This is a genomic window from Citrobacter sp. CK188, assembly GCF_030333525.1.
GTDB lineage: Bacteria > Pseudomonadota > Gammaproteobacteria > Enterobacterales > Enterobacteriaceae > Citrobacter_B > Citrobacter_B koseri.
The window spans coordinates 80,735-100,534 of the sequence record NZ_JAOWFU010000024.1 but is presented as its reverse complement, the minus strand read 5'-3'; the positions used below and the strand labels follow the sequence as shown (position 1 = coordinate 100,534).

Sequence of the window (19,800 nt, the reverse complement as noted above, 5' to 3'; positions counted from 1 at the left end):
ACCGCCGCTCTTAGTGCATCATCATATTGTAGTTCAGGTTCCACATAATCCAGATGGAGCCCACCACCAGAATGGCAATGATCAGCACGGTAAAGACAAAGGCCGTCATGTTCCAGCCTTCGTCTGATTTCGTATTCATGTGCAGGAAGCACACCAGATGCACCAGAATCTGCACCACTGCCATCGCCAGGATAGTCCCCAGAATCACGGCCGGGGAACCTGTACCCGTCATCACCATCCAGAACGGAATGACCGTCAGGATGATCGACAGAATAAAACCTGTCATGTAAGTTTTTACGCTGCCGTGGGACGCGCCGCTGTGATCGGTAGAATGACTCATTACATCGCCCCCATCAGATAAACAACAGTGAACACACAGATCCACACCACATCCAGGAAGTGCCAGAACAGGCTCAGGCACATGATGCGGGTACGGTTAGTGCTGGTCAGGCCGCGACGGGCGATCTGCACCATCAGCACCGCCATCCAGATAAGACCGGAGGTGACGTGCAGACCGTGCGTACCGACCAGCGCGAAGAACGCAGACAGGAAGCCGCTGCGATCCGGGCCCATGCCTTCAACAATCAGGTGATGGAATTCGTAGATTTCCATCCCGATAAATCCGGCACCAAACAAGAAGGTCAACGCCAGCCAGGAGACAACCTGGCTCTTGTTATCCTTGTGCATGGCGATAGCCGCCATGCCGTAGGTGATGGAGCTGAACAACAGCAGGAAAGTTTCAACCAGAACGAACGGCAGTTCAAAAATGTCCTTACCTGTCGGGCCGCCTGCGGTGCCGTTCACCAGAACGGCATAGGTTGCGAACAGAATAGAGAACAGAATGCAGTCGCTCATCAGGTAGATCCAAAATCCGAAGATTTTGGTCTGGCCTGCATCGTGGTGCCCGTGTTCATGCGCGTGGGCAGTCGCGTGCGTTTGCGCTAAAGTATCAGTTGCCATTTTTCAGCCCTGCCTTAGAAATCTCATCGAAATGCTGGTTTTCCAGTTTTTCGACTTCCGGGACTGGTACGTAGTAGTCCACGTCCTCGTCAAAGCTCTTAACAATCCAGCTGATGATCATGCCTGCGAAGCTTGCAATCGCCAGCCACCAGATATGCCAGATCATGGCGAAACCAAAAATAGTGGAGAAGGCGGCGATAACGATGCCCGCACCGCTGTTTTTCGGCATATGAATTTCTTCATAATGCGCAGGCTGTTTGTACGCTTCGCCTTTTTCTTTCATTTCCCAGAAGGCATCACGCTCGTGAACGTGCGGCACAACGGCAAAGTTATAGAACGGAGGCGGAGAAGAGGTTGCCCACTCCAGCGTACGCGCGCCCCACGGGTCGCCGGTCAGGTCGCGGTTCTGCTCGCGGTCGCGAATAGAAACGAAGATCTGAATCAGCTGGCACAGGATGCCCAGTGCAATCAGCGCGGCGCCACAGGCGGCAATCAGCAGCATTGGATGGAACTGCGGGTCAATCTGCTGGCTGAGACGACGGGTCATCCCCATGAAGCCCAGCACGTACAGCGGCATAAACGCCACGAAGAAGCCGATGATCCAGAACCAGAATGCGCGTTTACCCCAGGTCTCGTTCAGCGTGAAGCCGAACGCTTTCGGCCACCAGTAGGTCATACCGGCGAAGCACCCGAAGACCACACCGCCGATGATAACGTTATGGAAGTGCGCAATCAGGAACAGGCTGTTGTGCAGAACGAAGTCCGCGCCCGGAACCGCCAGCAGAACGCCAGTCATACCGCCGACCGAGAAGGTCACGATAAAGCCGATCGTCCACAGCATCGCTGAGTGGAAGACGATACGCCCCTGGTACATGGTGAACAGCCAGTTGAAGATCTTAACCCCGGTCGGGATTGCGATAATCATCGTGGTAATACCGAAGAAGGCGTTTACGTTCGCGCCCGCACCCATGGTGAAGAAGTGGTGCAGCCAAACGATGAACGACAGAACGGTGATACACACGGTCGCCCAAACCAGCGAGGTGTAACCAAACAGGCGTTTACGCGAGAAGGTTGCAGCGATTTCGGAGAACACCCCGAAGACCGGCAGAACCAGGATGTACACTTCCGGGTGGCCCCAGGCCCAAATCAGGTTGATGTACATCATCATGTTGCCGCCCATATCGTTGGTAAAGAAATGGGTGCCCAGATAGCGATCCAGGGTCAGCAGCGCGATGGTGACAGTCAGAATTGGGAAGGAGGCGATAATCAGGATGTTCGCGCACAGCGATGCCCAGGTAAATACCGGCATCTTGAACATGGTCATGCCCGGCGCACGCATCTTCAGAATCGTCACGAAGAAGTTGATACCGGTCAGCGTCGTACCGATACCGGATAGCTGGAGACTCCAGATCCAGTAATCGACCCCGACACTCGGACTGTACTCTATTCCCGAGAGCGGCGGATAAGCCAGCCAGCCGGTCTGTGCGAACTCACCAACGCCCAGAGACAGGTTAACCAGGATAACGCCGACAACGGTGAACCAGAAGCTCAGGTTGTTCAGGAACGGGAACGCAACGTCACGCGCGCCGATCTGCAACGGAACCACCAGGTTCATCAGACCGATAACGAATGGCATTGCCACGAAGAAGATCATGATCACGCCGTGAGCGGTGAAGATCTGATCGTAGTGATGCGGCGGCAGGAAGCCCGCTTCACCCGCAGAAGCCAGCGCCTGCTGGCTACGCATCATGATGGCGTCGGCAAAGCCGCGTATCAACATAACAATTGCGACGATGACATACATGATGCCAAGACGCTTGTGGTCAACCGAAGTAAGCCACTCTTTCCATAGGTAGGTCCACTTACCGAAGTAAGTGATCAAGGCTAAAAGCGCCAGACCCCCGACGATAATGGCAGCGATCGTAACCATGACGATAGGTTCATGGAACGGGACTGCATCCAGTGTCAATTTTCCGAACATCGTTTTCTTCCTCGGCCCCTTAGTGAGCGGATTCCGCGTGGCTCATGTCCATGCCTTCCATGCCTTCATGCGAGCTGTGCTCACCTTCCGGTTGGCTCATGTCCATGCTCTTACCGTGAGCCATAAATTTGTTAATGACGTCTTTAAACAAATCCGGTTTCACGTTGGAGAAATATTCCACCTGGTTGTATTCGCTTGGCGCAGCCACTTTCTCGAACGCAGCCATGTCGCTCATGGTGTTCGGTGACTGTTTAGCTTTAGCAACCCACTGGTCGAATGTGGCGCGGTCCGGCGTGGCGATAGCTTTGAACTTCATACCGGAGAAACCAGGGCCGCTATAGCTTGCGGAAATACCATCATAGGTACCGGCTTCGTTGGCGATCAGATGCAGTCGAGTCTGCATACCGGCCATGGCATAAATCTGGCTACCCAGACGCGGGATAAAGAAGGAGTTCATCACGGAGTTGGAGGTCACTTTGAAATAAACCGGAGTGTTCGCCGGGAAGGCGATTTCATTCACGGTTGCAATGCCCTGTTCCGGGTAGATGAAGAACCATTTCCAGTCCATGGAAACCACTTCGATGGTAATGGGCTTCTCGTCATGCGCCAGCGGCTTGCTTGGCTCAAGAGCGTGAGTGGTTTTCCAGGTAAGTACAGCAAGGAAAATGATGATCAGAATCGGCACCGTCCAGACCACAGCTTCCACTTTATTGGAGTGTGACCAGTTCGGGCTGTACTTCGCATCTTTATTGCTCGCACGGTACTTCCAGGCGAAACCAACAGCCATCAAGATGGCGGGAATAACGACAATCAACATCAGGCCAAAAGCCGTCAGTATCAGTGAACGTTGTTCCAGTCCAATCTGTCCTTTGGGGTCAAGAAGTGCAGAATTACAGCCACTGAGTAATGCAGTGCCTGCAATTAATGACAACCATCCCAAACTTTTATTGTATTTCCTGAGTCTCATTTAACGACCTCAATTCCACGGGACCTGGTGGCGTTTAAAGTGTGTGGGCATTTTACGGGAAGGTTACATTACTGTAAACATGATTGGATCTGTGTTACTGGGTTCTGCCGGGCATGTCACATATGTTGCAGGATATGTCGCGTTGACTTTAAGAACCTGTTGCAACATCACGTTATAACGAAAGAGGGCAGGAAGGCAGGACTTGCAGGGTAATTGGTATAACCAATGTAAAATTAAAACAATTGTTTAACAATTAATTATCAACAAAGAGACAAATGAAAAACAAAAAATAAAACTATATTGGCTGAATCGAGTAAGGAAAATAAAATCTATAAAAGGCGTCAATAATTTCCAGATGCTATTGCGCACAAAACAACAAATATTATTTTTCGCAACTGCTGCTTATTTAGCCGTTATAATTTCGCTCTGTTATTACAACGGCAAATAACGTTGCCCGCTTACACAAGACGTGTTTTGCGTAGCGCCAGATAATCCAGCACCCCGCCGAACAAAATGCCGCATATCGCCACCATGACCCCCGCCTCAAGCAGTTCGGGCAGGAAGGAGAAGCGAGTGTAGTCCACGGCGTTCATCGTCAGCAGCAACAGCCATACCGCCAGCAGGCCGCAACCGACCATTAGCGTCAGCAGCGCCAGACCATACGCCCCGCGAAATTCCGTACGGGGGATGAAGCTTTCGCTTTCCCAACTGTGTTCAAGGGTTTGACGACAAACCAGCAGAAGCAGAAGGCCAGGCACGGCCGCTGCGACGGAGAAGAGATAAAACGTGGGCCAGCCATGCGCTTCGACAAACCATCCGGCAACGGGGCCGACATACACGCGTCCCACCGCAGAGAGCGCGGAGAGCAGGGCAAACTGGGTGGCGGAAAACGATTTGTTGCACAGCGTCATTAACAATGCGACAAAGGCCGCCGTTCCCATCCCGCCGCACAGGTTCTCGAAGAAGACCGCTGCGGCCATGCTGAACATATGTTTGTCCGTCACGGAAAGCAGCCAGTAACCGGCGTTGGAAACGCCTTGCAGAATGCCGAAAATCAGCAGCGCGCGGAAAAGGGAAAGGCGCTGCATCAGGATGCCGCCGTACAGCGCGCCGACAATCGTCGCCAGCAGTCCCAGCGTTTTATTGACCACGCCGACTTCACCGGCATCAAAACCAACGCCGCGAATCAAAAAGGTGGTGGTCAGACTCATGGCGAACGCATCGCCCAGCTTATACAGCACGATTAACAACAAGATCAGCCAGGCGTTGTTGCGGCCAAAAAAGTCGCGCAGCGGAGCGGCGACCGCCTGTTCCAGCGTTTTAGGCACTGGAATGGAATCTTCAGGTTCAGGGGCCAGGAGCGTGGCGATAATACAGGGCACAAGCAGCGCCGCCATCAGCCAGTACATCCCCTGCCAGCCGAGCCAGCGATCCGCCAGCCACAGCGCCAGCCCACCGGAGACCAGCATCCCTAGCCGATAGCCCAGTACGCTAATCGCCGCTCCGGCGCCGCGTTCTTCCGCAGGCAGAACATCCGTTTTCCACGCGTCAAAGACAATGTCCTGAGATGCGGAACAGAAGGCGATGATAACCGCCAGCGCCGCCATCCAGCGCAGCTGCGTGCCGGGTTCCAGAAAACCCATCGCCGCAATGGCGAGCAGCAGCAGAATCTGCGTGGTGACCAGCCAGCCGCGACGACGACCTAAAAAAGGCGGCGTGTAACGGTCCATGACCGGAGACCAGAGGAATTTAAAGACGTAGGCCTGGCCCACCAGAGAGAAGAAACCAATGGTTTTGAGATCGATATTCTCAACGGTCATCCAGGCCTGTAGCGTGCCGGAGGTGAGTGCGAGGGGTAAACCTGATGCAAACCCCAGAATCAACAGGATAGCTGAACGCGGTTGCTGAAAAATACGTAAATATTGGTTGGGCATGGGCATCTACAGGCCCGACAAGCGCCGGGCCATCTGGACAGAAATTAACGTGCGTTCTGCTTAATGAATTCGTGAATGCTGGTGTCCTGAGACATATCAGCGATGGTGTCGGTCAGGACGCTGTTAACCGCGTTGGCGATATTCTGGTTGGACGCCTGGAATGCGCCTTCAACAGAGTAGCTCGCACGGTAGTTTTTCGTCATCTTGTTGCCGTTTGCCGCCGTCGCGATGATGGCGATATCCGCTTTGGTGGCGATGTTGTAGCGAACGTTACCCTGAGATACATCGGCATACAGCTGATTTACGATGATTTGCAGATTAACAGCGCCGTTTGGCCCCACCATATAACCGCGTGCGGTCATCTGTTTTTCCAGCACTTCTTGCAGCAGGAAGCGCAGATCGCGGGAGGCGGTCAGAGTAACCAGTTGGTTATTACGCGTAACTTTCGCCAGCGCCTGATCCTGACGCTGGTCGGCGCCGTTGATGCTCACAGTAACGCCCATCAGGCTTGGATCTTGTTGCGGCAGTGTGATTTTCGGCGATACGTCAATGGTTGTCGGCGGTGTTGCGCACCCTGCCAGCATAACCAGAGCAATTAATGGAAAGAGGATTTTCTTTAACATGTTCGGGCTCTCAGTGACTCTTAAGCGTGATAGATAAAAATTCCCGCCATCATAACATTGCCAACGGCGAGGGGAAGTGGTCAACGCATGTAAATTCATCGCGTTGTCTGTTTTCTGACCCTCGGTACACCTTACTTCGGGTTTTCGCAACCAAATGAATGGATAAGTCAGTAAACTTCATACGTTTGAATGAAAATATCAGACGAACGCTAAATTTTTGTTGTCATGATGTAATGTAAACGGTAAAAGCGGCTAGTATTTAAAGGGATGGGTGACATCTCAGCGTTGTCGGAGGAGATATTTCATGATGATACGTGAGCAAATAGAAGAAAAATTAAGGGCAGCGTTCGAACCCGTGTTCCTCGAAGTTGTGGATGAAAGCTATCGTCACAATGTTCCGGCAGGCTCTGAGAGCCACTTTAAGGTTGTGCTGGTCAGCGATCGCTTCACTGGCGAACGTTTTCTTAATCGCCACCGGATGATTTACGGTACGTTAACGGCAGAACTCTCCACAACCGTACATGCGCTGGCCCTGCATACCTATACCATTAAGGAGTGGGAAGGATTGCAGGATACGATCTTCGCATCGCCTCCTTGCCGTGGCGCAGGAAGCATCGCGTAGAAAAACGCATTTGCAACTGTTGGCGCTTTTCCAGTATGTTGCTACAGATTATGTGAAAACGGCCTGCGGGCCGTTTTGTTTTGTCTGAATTTTGAGCGAGATGTACAGTATTCAGACCAAAATTAGCCGGGAATTGTGAAAAAAGCCGCAGCAACGCGCGATAACCGTTCTCGACTCATAAAAGTGATGCCGCTATAATGCGGCGTCTTATTTTTCGGAATGTCTTCGGGATGATTCTGACGACAGGGAATGTGATTGATTATGAGAACATCCCGGTTCCGCGAAGCCAACAACCTGTGCTTGCGGAGTAGAGTTGACCGAGCACTGTGATTTTTTGAGGTAACAAGATGCAAGTTTCAGTTGAAACCACTCAAGGCCTTGGCCGCCGTGTAACGATTACTATCGCTGCTGACAGCATCGAGACCGCTGTGAAAAGCGAGCTGGTCAACGTAGCGAAGAAAGTGCGTATTGACGGCTTCCGCAAGGGCAAAGTACCGATGAATGTTGTTGCTCAGCGTTATGGCGCTTCTGTTCGCCAGGACGTTCTGGGTGACCTGATGAGCCGTAACTTCGTTGACGCGATCATCAAAGAAAAAATCAACCCGGCTGGCGCACCGAACTATGTTCCGGGCGAATACAAACTGGGCGAAGACTTCACCTACGCTGTAGAATTTGAAGTCTACCCGGAAGTTGAACTGACCGGTCTGGAATCCATCGAAGTTGAAAAACCGGTTGTTGAAGTGACCGACGCCGATGTTGACGTGATGCTGGACACCCTGCGTAAACAGCAGGCAACCTGGAAAGACAAAGACGGCGCTGCTGATGCAGAAGACCGTGTAACCATCGACTTCACCGGTTCTGTTGACGGTGAAGAGTTCGAAGGCGGCAAAGCGTCTGACTTCGTACTGGCGATGGGCCAGGGTCGTATGATCCCGGGCTTTGAAGACGGTATCAAAGGTCACAAAGCAGGCGAAGAGTTCACTATCGACGTGACCTTCCCGGAAGAATATCACGCTGAAAACCTGAAAGGTAAAGCTGCTAAATTCGCTATCAACCTGAAGAAAGTTGAAGAGCGCGAGCTGCCGGAACTGACCGAAGAATTCATCAAGCGTTTCGGCGTTGAAGATGGTTCTGTTGCTGGTCTGCGTACTGAAGTGCGTAAAAACATGGAACGCGAGCTGAAAGGCGCTGTGCGTAACCGCGTGAAGTCTCAGGCGATTGAAGGCCTGGTGAAAGCGAACGACATCGACGTTCCATCTGCGCTGATCGACAGCGAAGTTGACGTTCTGCGTCGTCAGGCTGCACAGCGTTTCGGCGGCAACGAGAAACAAGCGCTGGAACTGCCGCGTGAACTGTTCGAAGAACAGGCTAAGCGTCGCGTTGTTGTCGGCCTGCTGCTGGGCGAAGTGATTCGCACTCAGGAGCTGAAAGCTGACGAAGAGCGCGTTAAAGGTCTGATCGAAGAGATGGCTTCTGCGTACGAAGATCCGAAAGAAGTTATCGAGTTCTACAGCAAAAACAAAGAGCTGATGGACAACATGCGTAACGTCGCTCTGGAAGAGCAGGCCGTTGAAGCCGTTCTGGCGAAAGCGAAAGTGACTGAAAAAGCCACTTCCTTCAACGAACTGATGAACCAGCAGGCGTAATTCGTCGCTTAATTAGCACGAAATTCGCACAAGGGCCCGTCACCTCCAGGTGGCGGGCTTTTTTTTTGTCACGCATTTTGCATGGAAGAGTGCGAAAACAGCGTTTCAGTGTTAGCGTTACAACAAAAGATTGTTATGCTTGAATTATGGCGATGCCGTACCCATAACAGAGGGACTAGCTGATAATCCGTCCATAAGGTTACAATCGGTACAGCAGGTTTTTTCAATTTTTATCCAGGAGACGGAAATGTCATACAGCGGCGAACGAGATAACTTTGCACCCCATATGGCGCTGGTGCCGATGGTCATTGAACAGACCTCACGTGGTGAGCGCTCTTTTGATATCTATTCTCGTCTACTTAAGGAACGTGTCATTTTTCTGACTGGCCAGGTCGAAGACCATATGGCTAACCTGATTGTGGCGCAGATGCTGTTCCTGGAAGCGGAAAACCCGGAAAAAGATATCTACCTGTACATTAACTCCCCAGGCGGGGTTATCACCGCAGGGATGTCTATCTACGACACCATGCAGTTTATTAAGCCGGACGTTAGCACGATTTGTATGGGCCAGGCGGCTTCTATGGGCGCGTTCCTGCTGACTGCTGGCGCAAAAGGCAAACGTTTCTGCCTGCCTAACTCTCGCGTCATGATTCACCAGCCTCTCGGCGGTTATCAGGGCCAGGCGACAGATATTGAAATTCATGCCCGTGAAATCCTGAAGGTGAAAGGGCGCATGAATGAACTTATGGCGCACCATACGGGTCAGTCTCTTGAGCAGATTGAACGTGATACCGAGCGCGACCGCTTCCTCTCCGCGTCTGAAGCGGTGGAGTACGGTCTGGTCGACTCGATTTTGACCCATCGTAATTGATGCCCAGGGCGCAGGTGTGCCGCTATAATACTATCCAGGGGCGGCACAACGCTGACAAGCGACTTGCGCCTGAGAATGGCATTTGCGTCGTCGTGTGCGGCACAAAGAACAAAGAAGAGGTTTTGACTCATGACAGATAAACGCAAAGATGGCTCGGGCAAATTGTTGTACTGCTCTTTTTGCGGCAAAAGCCAGCATGAAGTGCGCAAGCTGATTGCCGGTCCATCCGTGTATATCTGCGACGAATGTGTTGATCTATGTAACGACATCATTCGCGAAGAGATTAAGGAAGTGGCACCGCACCGTGAACGCAGTGCGCTGCCGACGCCACATGAAATTCGCAACCATCTGGACGATTATGTTATCGGCCAGGAGCAGGCGAAAAAAGTGCTGGCGGTCGCGGTATACAACCACTACAAACGTCTGCGCAACGGCGACACCAGCAATGGCGTTGAGTTGGGCAAAAGTAACATTCTGCTGATCGGGCCGACCGGTTCCGGTAAAACGCTGTTGGCCGAAACGCTGGCGCGTCTGCTGGACGTACCGTTCACCATGGCGGATGCCACCACCCTGACCGAAGCCGGTTATGTGGGCGAAGATGTTGAGAACATCATTCAGAAGCTGTTGCAAAAATGCGATTACGATGTGCAGAAAGCGCAGCGTGGTATTGTCTACATCGATGAAATCGACAAGATTTCCCGTAAGTCTGACAACCCGTCCATTACCCGTGACGTTTCCGGTGAAGGCGTACAGCAGGCGCTGTTGAAACTGATCGAAGGGACGGTTGCCGCCGTTCCGCCACAGGGAGGACGCAAGCATCCGCAGCAGGAGTTCTTGCAGGTTGATACCTCTAAGATCCTGTTTATCTGCGGCGGCGCGTTCGCCGGTCTGGATAAAGTGATTGCTAATCGTGTTGAAACCGGCTCCGGCATTGGTTTTGGCGCAACGGTCAAAGCGAAATCCGACAAGGCCAGCGAAGGCGAACTGCTGGCGCAGGTTGAGCCGGAAGATCTGATCAAATTTGGTCTGATTCCTGAGTTCATTGGTCGTCTGCCGGTTGTGGCGACGCTGAATGAGCTGAGTGAAGAAGCGCTGATCCAGATCCTGAAAGAGCCGAAAAACGCCCTGACCAAACAGTATCAGGCGCTGTTTAACCTGGAAGGCGTCGATCTGGAATTTCGTGACGAAGCGCTGGATGCTATCGCGAAGAAAGCGATGGCGCGTAAAACCGGCGCCCGTGGTCTGCGTTCCATCGTTGAAGCGGCGCTGCTTGATACCATGTACGATCTGCCTTCTATGGAAGACGTCGAAAAAGTGGTTATCGACGAGTCCGTCATCGGCGGTCAGAGCAAGCCGTTGCTGATTTACGGCAAGCCGGAAGCGCAGCAGGCATCTGGTGAATAATTAACCAACTCATACAATCAGTTAACGAAAAAGGGGGGATTTTATCCCCCCTTTTATTTTTCCGTAAACATGGCGTTGAATGTGTGGGAAACATCCCCATATACTGACATACATGTTAATGGCTGCGTGAAGCACAGTCGCGCAGTCTGATTACCTGGCGGACACTAAACTAAGAGAGAGTTCTATGAATCCTGAGCGCTCTGAACGCATTGAAATCCCCGTATTGCCGTTGCGCGATGTGGTGGTTTATCCGCACATGGTCATACCCTTATTTGTAGGGCGGGAAAAATCTATCCGTTGTCTGGAAGCGGCTATGGACCATGATAAAAAAATCATGCTGGTCGCCCAGAAAGAAGCATCAACGGATGAGCCGGGTGTAAACGATCTTTTCACCGTCGGGACCGTGGCCTCAATTTTGCAAATGCTGAAACTGCCTGACGGTACTGTCAAAGTGCTGGTTGAGGGGTTGCAGCGCGCGCGTATTTCTGCGCTGTCAGATAACGGCGAACACTTTTCCGCTAAGGCGGAATACCTTGAATCGCCAGCGATTGATGAGCGCGAGCAGGAAGTGCTGGTGCGCACTGCCATCAGTCAGTTCGAAGGCTACATCAAGCTGAACAAAAAAATCCCACCGGAAGTGCTGACGTCGCTCAATAGCATTGACGATCCTGCGCGTCTGGCGGACACCATCGCTGCCCATATGCCGCTGAAACTGGCGGATAAGCAGTCCGTGCTGGAGATGTCCGACGTTAACGAACGTCTGGAGTATCTGATGGCGATGATGGAATCTGAAATCGATCTGTTGCAGGTTGAGAAGCGTATTCGCAACCGCGTTAAAAAGCAGATGGAGAAATCTCAGCGTGAGTATTATCTGAATGAGCAAATGAAAGCCATTCAGAAAGAACTGGGCGAGATGGACGACGCGCCGGATGAAAATGAAGCGCTGAAGCGTAAAATCGACGCGGCGAAAATGCCGAAAGAGGCAAAAGAGAAAGCGGAAGCAGAATTGCAGAAGCTGAAAATGATGTCTCCGATGTCGGCGGAAGCGACGGTTGTACGCGGCTACATCGACTGGATGGTGCAGGTGCCGTGGAACGCGCGTAGCAAGGTCAAAAAAGACCTGCGTCAGGCGCAGGAAATTCTCGACACAGACCATTACGGTCTGGAGCGTGTGAAAGATCGCATCCTTGAGTATCTCGCGGTACAAAGCCGTGTAAACAAAATCAAAGGGCCGATCCTGTGTCTGGTTGGGCCGCCGGGGGTAGGTAAAACCTCTCTGGGCCAGTCCATCGCCAAAGCGACCGGGCGTAAATATATCCGTATGGCGCTCGGCGGCGTGCGTGATGAAGCAGAAATCCGCGGCCACCGCCGGACATACATCGGCTCTATGCCGGGTAAACTGATCCAGAAAATGGCCAAAGTGGGCGTTAAAAACCCGCTGTTCCTGCTCGATGAGATCGACAAAATGTCTTCCGATATGCGTGGCGATCCGGCCTCTGCGCTGCTTGAGGTGCTGGACCCTGAGCAAAACGTGGCGTTCAGCGATCACTACCTGGAAGTGGATTACGATCTCAGCGACGTGATGTTCGTTGCCACCTCCAACTCCATGAACATTCCGGCGCCACTGCTGGATCGTATGGAAGTGATTCGTCTGTCCGGTTATACCGAAGACGAGAAGCTGAACATTGCTAAACAGCACCTGCTGCCGAAACAGATCGAGCGTAACGCGCTGAAGAAAGGTGAGCTGACGGTTGAGGATAGCGCCATTATCGGCATTATCCGTTACTACACCCGTGAAGCGGGCGTGCGTAGCCTGGAGCGTGAAATCTCCAAACTGTGCCGCAAAGCCGTGAAACAGCTGCTGCTGGATAAGTCGCTGAAACACATTGTGATCGATGGCGATAACCTGCATGACTACCTCGGCGTACAGCGCTTTGACTATGGTCGTGCGGACAACGAAAACCGTGTGGGTCAGGTAACGGGTCTGGCATGGACGGAAGTGGGCGGCGACCTGCTGACCATCGAAACCGCCTGTGTGCCGGGTAAAGGCAAACTGACTTACACCGGTTCTCTCGGTGAGGTTATGCAGGAATCTATTCAGGCTGCGCTGACCGTGGTGCGTGCGCGTGCGGAAAAACTGGGTATTAATCCAGACTTTTACGAAAAACGCGACATCCACGTTCACGTACCGGAAGGGGCGACGCCGAAAGACGGCCCGAGCGCCGGTATTGCGATGTGTACCGCGCTGGTCTCCTGCCTGACGGGTAATCCTGTTCGCGCTGATGTGGCGATGACCGGGGAAATTACCCTGCGAGGCCAGGTACTGCCTATCGGCGGCCTGAAAGAGAAACTGCTGGCGGCGCACCGTGGCGGGATCAAAACCGTGTTAATTCCGTTTGAGAATAAACGCGATCTGGAAGAGATTCCAGACAACGTTATTGCCGATCTGGACATTCATCCGGTGAAACGCATTGAGGAAGTTCTGACTCTTGCGTTGCAAAATGAGCCGTCCGGCATACAGGTTGTCACCGCAAAATAGTGACCTCGCGCAAATAGCGCTAAGAAAAACAGGGCTGGCAGGGCATTTCGTGCTTGCCAGCCTTTTTTTGTATAGCTAATTTAGATGACGGATCGGGCTTGCCATCATTAACGGGTGTTGTAAGGGCATGGCAGGCCTGATATAACTGCTGCGCGGTCGCACTTTGAAGGATTCCGGTGCGATATAAATTATAAAAGAGGAAGAGAAGAGTGAATAAATCTCAACTGATCGACAAAATTGCTGCAGGGGCTGATATCTCTAAGGCTGCGGCTGGACGTGCGTTAGATGCAATTATTGCTTCTGTCACTGAATCACTGAAAGAAGGTGATGATGTAGCGCTGGTAGGTTTTGGTACTTTTGCTGTTAAAGAGCGTGCTGCCCGTACTGGTCGCAACCCGCAAACAGGTAAAGAGATCACCATCGCCGCCGCTAAAGTGCCGGGTTTCCGTGCAGGTAAAGCGCTGAAAGACGCGGTAAACTAAGAGCTTCTCCCCCTGGGGATGTGACAAAGTACAAGGGCGCATCATCTGATGTGCCTTTTTTATTTGTCCAGTACTACTTTATTTGAGTTTATGCTGGTTGTGGGCTGACAATTACCCCGGTTTCTTGTCACAATACAGCTTTCCGCGCAGCGTTCAGAAAACGCTATGCTGCGTGAAGTATGAATACGCAAAACAGTCACCTACAGCGGAGTGTGGTTACACCATGATGGACAGCTTACGCACGGCTGCTAACAGTCTCGTGCTCAAGATTATTTTCGGTATCATTATCGTGTCGTTCATTTTGACCGGCGTGAGTGGTTACCTGATTGGCGGAAGCAATAACTACGCCGCAAAAGTGAATGACCAGGAAATCAGCCGCTCGCAGTTTGAGAATGCGTTTAACAGCGAACGTAATCGTATGCAGCAGCAGCTGGGCGATCAGTATTCTGAACTGGCGGCGAATGAAGGCTACATGAAAACGTTGCGTCAGCAGGTACTGAATCGTCTTATCGATGAAGCCTTGCTGGATCAATACGCGCATGAGCTTAAACTCAGCATCAGCGACGAACAGGTTAAGCAGGCCATCTTTTCAACGGCGGCTTTCCAGGTTGACGGCAAATTTGATAACAACCGCTACAACGCGATTGTGAATCAGATGGGGATGACCGCCGATCAGTATGCTCAGGCATTGCGTAACCAGCTCACCACCCAGCAACTGATTGCTGGCGTTGCCGGTACTGATTTCATGCTGAAAGGTGAAACGGACGAGCTGGCGGCGTTAGTCGCGCAGCAGCGTGTGGTGCGTGAAGCGACGATTGACGTGAACGCACTGGCTGCGAAGCAGCAGGCTACCGATCAGGAAGTGTCCAGCTACTACGAGCAGAACAAGAACCGCTTTATGACCCCGGAGCAGTTCCGCGTGAGCTACATCAAGCTGGATGCGGCTGCTATGCAGGAAACGGTCAACGATGCGGATATCCAGTCTTACTATGACCAGCATCAGGATCAGTTCACCCAGCCGCAGCGTAACCGTTACAGCGTCATTCAGACTAAAACGGAAGATGAAGCGAAAGCGGTGCTGGACGCGCTGAACAAAGGCGGTGATTTTGCCGCGCTGGCGAAAGAGAAATCCGCAGATATTATCTCTGCGCGCAACGGCGGCGATATGGGCTGGCTGGAAGACGCCACCACGCCGGACGAACTGAAAAATGCCGGTCTGAAAGAAAAAGGCCAGTTGTCTGGCGTGATTAAATCCTCTGTTGGCTTCCTGGTTGCGCGTCTGGATGATGTTCAGCCTGCGAAAGTGAAACCGCTGAGCGAAGCGCGTGATGACATTGCCGCGAAAGTGAAGCAGGAAAAAGCGCTGGATGCCTATTACGCGCTGCAACAAAAAGTCAGCGATGCGGCGAGCAACGATACCGAATCTCTGGCGGGCGCGGAACAGGCCGCTGGCGTGAAAGCGGTTGAAACCGGCTGGTTCAGCCATGACAACCTGCCAGAAGAGCTGAATTTTAAACCGGTTGCCGATGCTATCTTCAACGGTGGTCTGGTTGGCGAGAACGGTACGCCGGGCAGCAACTCCGATATCATCACCGTGGATGGCGACCGCGCATTCGTGCTGCGCATCAGCGAGCATAAACCTGAAGCGGTTAAGCCTCTGGCTGACGTGAAAGAGCAGGTGGCTGCGCTCGTTAAGCACAACAAAGCAGAGCAGCAGGCAAAACTGGATGCTGACAAACTGCTGGTTGAGCTGAAAGCGGGTAAAGGCGCAGAAGCGATGAAAGCGGCCGGTCTGAGCTTTGGCGAAGCGAAAACGCTGAGCCGTACCGGGCAGGACCCGGTAAGCCAGGCTGCGTTTGCGCTGGGTCTGCCAGAGAAAGATAAGCCGAGCTATGGCGTCGCTAACGATATGCAGGGCAACGTTGTGCTGCTGGCGCTGGACGACGTGAAAGCGGGCTCTATGCCGGAAGAGCAGAAAAAAGCGATGGTTCAGGGTATTACCCAGAATAACGCGCAGATTACCTTTGAAGCGCTGATGAGTAACCTGCGTAAAGCGGCGAAAATCAAAGTCGGCGATGCGCTGGAACAGCAGTAATCACCGAGACGCTTCGCAAAAAACTGCAAAAAGTTGTAACCCTCAAAGGCCGCCTTCGCGGCCTTTTCCATTTCTGATATTTGCTATTTGTTTGCCTTTCGCCGCCCCGCTATCGTGATGCCACTGTTAACACACAAGGAGAAAACAGTATGAAACATGGAATCAACGCACTGCTGGTCACGATGACTCTGGCCTGCGCAGGCATGACGCACAACGCGCTGGCTGCCGGAACGGTAGAGAAAAATCAGGCGGTACAAACAAAGGCGGATTCGTCTGCGTCCGCGCAGACTAAAGCCTCCGTGCCTGCAAAGGCCAGCGATGATGAAGGCGCGAGGGTCAGTATCAACACGGCTTCAGCGGAAGATCTGGCGCGGGTGATGAATGGCGTCGGGCTGAAAAAAGCGCAGGCGATAGTCAACTATCGGGAAGAGTATGGGCCGTTTAAAACGGTGGATGATTTAAAGCAGGTTCCGGGGATGGGGAGTTCGCTGGTGGAACGCAATCTGGCGGTGCTGACGCTGTAATAACTTGCACTGTGGCAAAAGTTTGCCAGGATAATGAGGTCATACCAGTTATGGCCTCTGTTCCTATAACAACAACGTAAGGTTATTGCGCTATGCAAACACAAATCAAAGTCCGTGGTTATCACCTTGATGTTTATCAGCACGTTAATAATGCCCGCTATCTTGAGTTTCTTGAAGAAGCACGCTGGGATGGGCTGGAAAACAGTGACAGCTTTCAATGGATGACGGCCCGCAACATCGCTTTTGTGGTGGTGAATATTAATATTAACTACCGTCGCCCTGCCGTGCTGAGCGATCTGCTGACCGTCACCAGTCAGGTGCAGCAGTTAAACGGGAAGAGCGGCATTTTAAGCCAGGTCATTACGCTTGAGCCGGAAGGGCAGGTTGTGGTGGACGCGCAGATTACTTTTGTCTGTATTGATTTGAAAACGCAGAAAGCATTGCCGCTGGAAGGTGAGTTACGCGAGAAACTGGAGCAGATGGTGAAGTAACGGAAAGTTGCCTGATGGCGCTTCGCTTATCAGGCCTGCGGGCGACATTGACCACGGTGAATGTCGCCAGGCCGGATAAGGTGCGTGCACCGCCATCCGGCAAAACGATCACTTTAACCCTGTTTTCTGCTTCATTGCCGCCATCACTGCCGGTTTATCCGCCAGATAATGGTTCAGACCGTTGGCGCGCAGATTACAGGCGGCGCACTGCCCGCAACCGTCACCTTTGATGCCGTTATAACAGGTCAGCGTCTCTTCGCGCACCAGATCCAGCTTGCCCCAGTAATCGGCGAGTGCCCAGGTTTCGGCTTTATCAATCCACATCAGCGGGGTTTCAAAGCGAATATCCTTCGCCATACCCAGGGTGACGGCATGATTCAGCGCTTTGACAAACTCATCGCGGCAGTCCGGGTAGCCGGAGAAATCCGTCTCGCAAACGCCGGTGATCACCGCTTCGGCTTTCACCTGATAAGCGTAAATCGCCGCCAGAGTCAGAAACAGAATATTACGCCCAGGGACAAACGTATTCGGAATACCGTCGGCATCCGGTTCATAGTCCGGTACGGGAATGTTATCGCGCGTCAGGCTACTGACCGCCAGTTCGCTCAGTAGCGTTACGTCCAGCACCTTATGCGCACGCGCGCCGAGTTTTAAGGCCAGATTACGTGCAACATCAATCTCAGCGCGATGGCGCTGACCATAATCAAAGGTGACGCAGTGCACTTCATCATACTGATGCAGCGCTTGCGCCAGACAGGTTGTGGAGTCCTGGCCTCCACTGAATACAACGACGGCACGTTTCATAACTTATCCTGACAAAAACGAAAAACGCTATGGTAGCGCCTGTGGATGGCCGCGACCAGCTTCTTCACCGCGCGGCGGCGGAAGCCATGCTTTCTCAAACTCAAACCAGCCGCGTGGATTGAGTTGAACGCCATTGACGCCCGGCGGCGCGCTAATACGGTAGTGATAGTTAAAAAGCGGCGTAAGCGTGGCGTCATTCATCAGACTCGTGAATACCTGTTGTAACGCAGTATAGCGGTCGTCTTCACCGGGCTGAGTTTGTAAGGCATCCAGCGTGGCCTGAAGATGGGCGAAAGCAGGGGCATCCAGCACATGCGGCCAGAGTTGATCGCAGCGTAGCCACTGCTCAAGCGTATATTCCGGCGCTTCGCCAATCAACCTGTCGCCCATCATGAGATCCGCTTTTGCCAGCGAAGGGCAGTTATCCCAGTTTTTCGCATTGTGGAAAATCAACGTTAATTCACAGCCGAGCGTTGCCAGATATTGCTGGAGTTGCTCCGCCATGGTGTGCAACTCAACGGGAAGGTGGTAGACCAGCGTCAGTTTTTTCGGTAATTCAACGGATTCCAGCCCCTTCCATTGCGGCATTACCCAGCCTGGCAGCAGCGCGTTGCTGGGCGTGATCAGATTTTCATCTACCGGCAGCGTCTGTAATAACGACGTATGATGAATGATGTCTACCAGGCGACGCGCCTGTTGCAGGCTGAGTTTCGAGCCTTTTTTAAGCGTCAGGTAGCAAAATCCCAGGCTAATACCGCTGCTTACCTGGCTAAGTGAGGCCAGCTCCTCTGGGTTGCCGATGGCAATCTGTACCGGATGACGGCAGCTGGTGCCTAAATCCTGGTCAAAAAGCTGAGGCGTGATCCAGTATTCAATCGCCTTTAGCAGCGGATGGCAAAGGTGGTAATTGTCGTGGCTTTCCAGGCGTACCAGCTCCGGCGTAAATAACGTCAGCCGAAAAGGTCCGGTGCCTGACAGCGGCTGATGCGGGTGCGCCAGGTGGCTACAGTAGCTTGCCAGACGGTGCGCCAGCCAGTAATCAGGGCGATGGAGAATGAACGTCAGGCATTGCGGATGGGTGACTTCAATACGCTTGACGCTGATAAACAATTTATTGAGGGCTGGCAGGTCAAGCAGCATCAGCAGGCGCGCGTGCAGCTGCGCAGTTTCTACCGTATCGCCATTATGCCAGTGCAGGGTAGAGCGAATATAAAAATCCCAGCGCATACCGTCGGCGGAGATATCCCAGTGATGTGCTAAATCCCCGCAGGGGCGCTGGCTGGCGTTGTCAAAGCGGGTGAGGCCGGAGAAAATTTGTCCCGCAAGATGCTGTTCTGCGCGACCGGGCAGAAATCCCGGATGCAACGGGTCCAGCGGACGATAGTAGGGAATACGCAGGGTCGGCGTGTCGTTTTGCCACTGCCCGCCCATAAACGGTTGCAGCATGGTACGCAGTTCGCCTGGCGCCAGCTGTGCCAGCTCCAGCACATTAAGCTGCTGACCTTTTTCCAGCGCTTGCTCCATCATGGTATTGCGCAGTGACTCCGGCGTGACCAGAAATTGCAGTTTACCGCGCTTACCCCGCCCGGATTGCGCCTCCCATGTTAACCAACCGGTTTCCTGCGCCTGGCGTAGTAGCGTACGGATGTGGCGTTCGCTACAAAAACAGCGCTCCGCCAGTTCCCCAACGGTGACCGACTGAGGTTCTCCGGCCGAGGGCTGCCAGAGACGTTGATATTGTTTTAAACGGTTGAGAAGTCTCATTGAAACCCGGAACAATTCATTTTATCTATTCACTATTACTTCCGTATATCTCAGGTGATACTCAATCACAAGTTAATTGCGTCACAGTGTGGA

17 protein-coding genes are annotated in these 19,800 nt (G+C 52.7%); 9 read left to right on the top strand and 8 right to left on the bottom strand.

Annotation, left to right across the window (positions count from 1 at the left end; all coding sequences use genetic code 11):
• Positions 1-10: 10 nt before the first annotated feature.
• From OGV67_RS03160 to OGV67_RS03135, 6 genes are all read right to left on the bottom strand, one after another.
• Positions 11-340 (bottom strand): cytochrome o ubiquinol oxidase subunit IV, encoded by a 330-nt coding sequence (locus tag OGV67_RS03160; protein ID WP_012133553.1) that lies wholly within the window; start codon positions 338-340, stop codon positions 11-13.
• Entirely contained in the window at positions 340-960 is a 621-nt protein-coding gene (locus OGV67_RS03155) for a cytochrome o ubiquinol oxidase subunit III (protein ID WP_012133552.1), read from the bottom strand. The genes OGV67_RS03160 and OGV67_RS03155 overlap by 1 nt, the downstream gene beginning before the upstream one ends.
• Positions 950-2,941, bottom strand: coding sequence for a cytochrome o ubiquinol oxidase subunit I (gene cyoB / locus OGV67_RS03150; protein ID WP_012133551.1), 1,992 nt, complete (start codon positions 2,939-2,941; stop codon positions 950-952). Before cyoB ends, OGV67_RS03155 begins: the two co-directional genes overlap by 11 nt.
• Positions 2,942-2,960: 19 nt before the next feature.
• Positions 2,961-3,908: a cytochrome o ubiquinol oxidase subunit II gene (gene cyoA, locus OGV67_RS03145; protein WP_115615006.1), complete on the bottom strand. Its 948-nt coding sequence runs from the start codon at positions 3,906-3,908 to the stop codon at positions 2,961-2,963.
• Between the two features lie 458 nt (positions 3,909-4,366).
• The gene (gene ampG / locus OGV67_RS03140) at positions 4,367-5,842 is read right to left on the bottom strand and encodes a muropeptide MFS transporter AmpG (RefSeq protein WP_115615005.1); all 1,476 of its coding nucleotides are present in this window, start codon (positions 5,840-5,842) and stop codon (positions 4,367-4,369) included.
• Between the two features lie 44 nt (positions 5,843-5,886).
• Positions 5,887-6,465 carry a lipoprotein gene (locus OGV67_RS03135; protein ID WP_012133548.1) on the bottom strand — a complete coding sequence of 193 codons (579 nt, stop codon included), beginning with the start codon at positions 6,463-6,465 and terminating at the stop codon, positions 5,887-5,889.
• Positions 6,466-6,769: 304 nt separating this feature from the next.
• Here OGV67_RS03135 and bolA point away from each other — a divergent pair, with 304 nt between their 5' ends.
• From bolA to fadM, 9 genes are all read left to right on the top strand, one after another.
• Positions 6,770-7,087, top strand: a complete 318-nt coding sequence (gene bolA, locus OGV67_RS03130; RefSeq protein WP_012133546.1) for a transcriptional regulator BolA — start codon at positions 6,770-6,772, stop codon at positions 7,085-7,087.
• 347 nt (positions 7,088-7,434) lie between these two features.
• Positions 7,435-8,733 carry a trigger factor gene (tig, locus tag OGV67_RS03125; protein ID WP_012133545.1) on the top strand — a complete coding sequence of 433 codons (1,299 nt, stop codon included), beginning with the start codon at positions 7,435-7,437 and terminating at the stop codon, positions 8,731-8,733.
• Positions 8,734-8,980: 247 nt separating this feature from the next.
• Positions 8,981-9,604: an ATP-dependent Clp endopeptidase proteolytic subunit ClpP gene (gene clpP / locus OGV67_RS03120; RefSeq protein ID WP_003021624.1), complete on the top strand. Its 624-nt coding sequence runs from the start codon at positions 8,981-8,983 to the stop codon at positions 9,602-9,604.
• 129 nt (positions 9,605-9,733) lie between these two features.
• Positions 9,734-11,008 (top strand): ATP-dependent protease ATP-binding subunit ClpX, encoded by a 1,275-nt coding sequence (gene clpX / locus OGV67_RS03115; RefSeq protein ID WP_012133543.1) that lies wholly within the window; start codon positions 9,734-9,736, stop codon positions 11,006-11,008.
• Positions 11,009-11,192: 184 nt separating this feature from the next.
• Positions 11,193-13,547, top strand: a complete 2,355-nt coding sequence (gene lon / locus OGV67_RS03110) for an endopeptidase La (protein ID WP_012133542.1) — start codon at positions 11,193-11,195, stop codon at positions 13,545-13,547.
• A gap of 209 nt (positions 13,548-13,756) precedes the next feature.
• Positions 13,757-14,029 carry a nucleoid-associated protein HU-beta gene (hupB, locus tag OGV67_RS03105; RefSeq protein WP_003021629.1) on the top strand — a complete coding sequence of 91 codons (273 nt, stop codon included), beginning with the start codon at positions 13,757-13,759 and terminating at the stop codon, positions 14,027-14,029.
• Positions 14,030-14,252: 223 nt separating this feature from the next.
• Entirely contained in the window at positions 14,253-16,124 is a 1,872-nt protein-coding gene (gene ppiD / locus OGV67_RS03100) for a peptidylprolyl isomerase (RefSeq protein WP_012133541.1), read from the top strand.
• Between the two features lie 149 nt (positions 16,125-16,273).
• Entirely contained in the window at positions 16,274-16,648 is a 375-nt protein-coding gene (locus tag OGV67_RS03095) for a helix-hairpin-helix domain-containing protein (protein WP_049008409.1), read from the top strand.
• A gap of 92 nt (positions 16,649-16,740) precedes the next feature.
• The gene (gene fadM, locus OGV67_RS03090) at positions 16,741-17,139 is read left to right on the top strand and encodes a long-chain acyl-CoA thioesterase FadM (protein WP_012133539.1); all 399 of its coding nucleotides are present in this window, start codon (positions 16,741-16,743) and stop codon (positions 17,137-17,139) included.
• Between the two features lie 108 nt (positions 17,140-17,247).
• Here the strand turns inward: fadM and queC are convergent, their stop codons facing one another.
• Both queC and OGV67_RS03080 read right to left on the bottom strand, forming a co-directional pair.
• Complete coding sequence (queC, locus tag OGV67_RS03085; RefSeq protein ID WP_049008410.1) at positions 17,248-17,943, bottom strand: 7-cyano-7-deazaguanine synthase QueC; 696 nt, start codon at positions 17,941-17,943, stop codon at positions 17,248-17,250.
• Positions 17,944-17,970: 27 nt separating this feature from the next.
• A complete protein-coding gene (locus OGV67_RS03080; protein WP_071259896.1) occupies positions 17,971-19,707 on the bottom strand; it encodes an SgrR family transcriptional regulator in 1,737 nt (578 codons plus the stop codon).
• Positions 19,708-19,800: the final 93 nt, after the last annotated feature.

Bases quoted from the DNA above. Each gene is read 5' to 3' on its own strand.
- cyoA (WP_115615006.1), bottom strand. From the start codon at position 3,908: ATGAGACTCAGGAAATACAATAAAAGTTTGGGATGGTTGTCATTAATT.
- clpP (WP_003021624.1), top strand. From the start codon at position 8,981: ATGTCATACAGCGGCGAACGAGATAACTTTGCACCCCATATGGCGCTG.
- OGV67_RS03095 (WP_049008409.1), top strand. From the start codon at position 16,274: ATGAAACATGGAATCAACGCACTGCTGGTCACGATGACTCTGGCCTGC.
- tig (WP_012133545.1), top strand. From the start codon at position 7,435: ATGCAAGTTTCAGTTGAAACCACTCAAGGCCTTGGCCGCCGTGTAACG.
- ampG (WP_115615005.1), bottom strand. From the start codon at position 5,842: ATGCCCAACCAATATTTACGTATTTTTCAGCAACCGCGTTCAGCTATC.
- cyoB (WP_012133551.1), bottom strand. From the start codon at position 2,941: ATGTTCGGAAAATTGACACTGGATGCAGTCCCGTTCCATGAACCTATC.
- ppiD (WP_012133541.1), top strand. From the start codon at position 14,253: ATGATGGACAGCTTACGCACGGCTGCTAACAGTCTCGTGCTCAAGATT.
- lon (WP_012133542.1), top strand. From the start codon at position 11,193: ATGAATCCTGAGCGCTCTGAACGCATTGAAATCCCCGTATTGCCGTTG.
- bolA (WP_012133546.1), top strand. From the start codon at position 6,770: ATGATGATACGTGAGCAAATAGAAGAAAAATTAAGGGCAGCGTTCGAA.
- queC (WP_049008410.1), bottom strand. From the start codon at position 17,943: ATGAAACGTGCCGTCGTTGTATTCAGTGGAGGCCAGGACTCCACAACC.
- OGV67_RS03160 (WP_012133553.1), bottom strand. From the start codon at position 340: ATGAGTCATTCTACCGATCACAGCGGCGCGTCCCACGGCAGCGTAAAA.
- OGV67_RS03135 (WP_012133548.1), bottom strand. From the start codon at position 6,465: ATGTTAAAGAAAATCCTCTTTCCATTAATTGCTCTGGTTATGCTGGCA.
- OGV67_RS03080 (WP_071259896.1), bottom strand. From the start codon at position 19,707: ATGAGACTTCTCAACCGTTTAAAACAATATCAACGTCTCTGGCAGCCC.
- clpX (WP_012133543.1), top strand. From the start codon at position 9,734: ATGACAGATAAACGCAAAGATGGCTCGGGCAAATTGTTGTACTGCTCT.
- fadM (WP_012133539.1), top strand. From the start codon at position 16,741: ATGCAAACACAAATCAAAGTCCGTGGTTATCACCTTGATGTTTATCAG.
- OGV67_RS03155 (WP_012133552.1), bottom strand. From the start codon at position 960: ATGGCAACTGATACTTTAGCGCAAACGCACGCGACTGCCCACGCGCAT.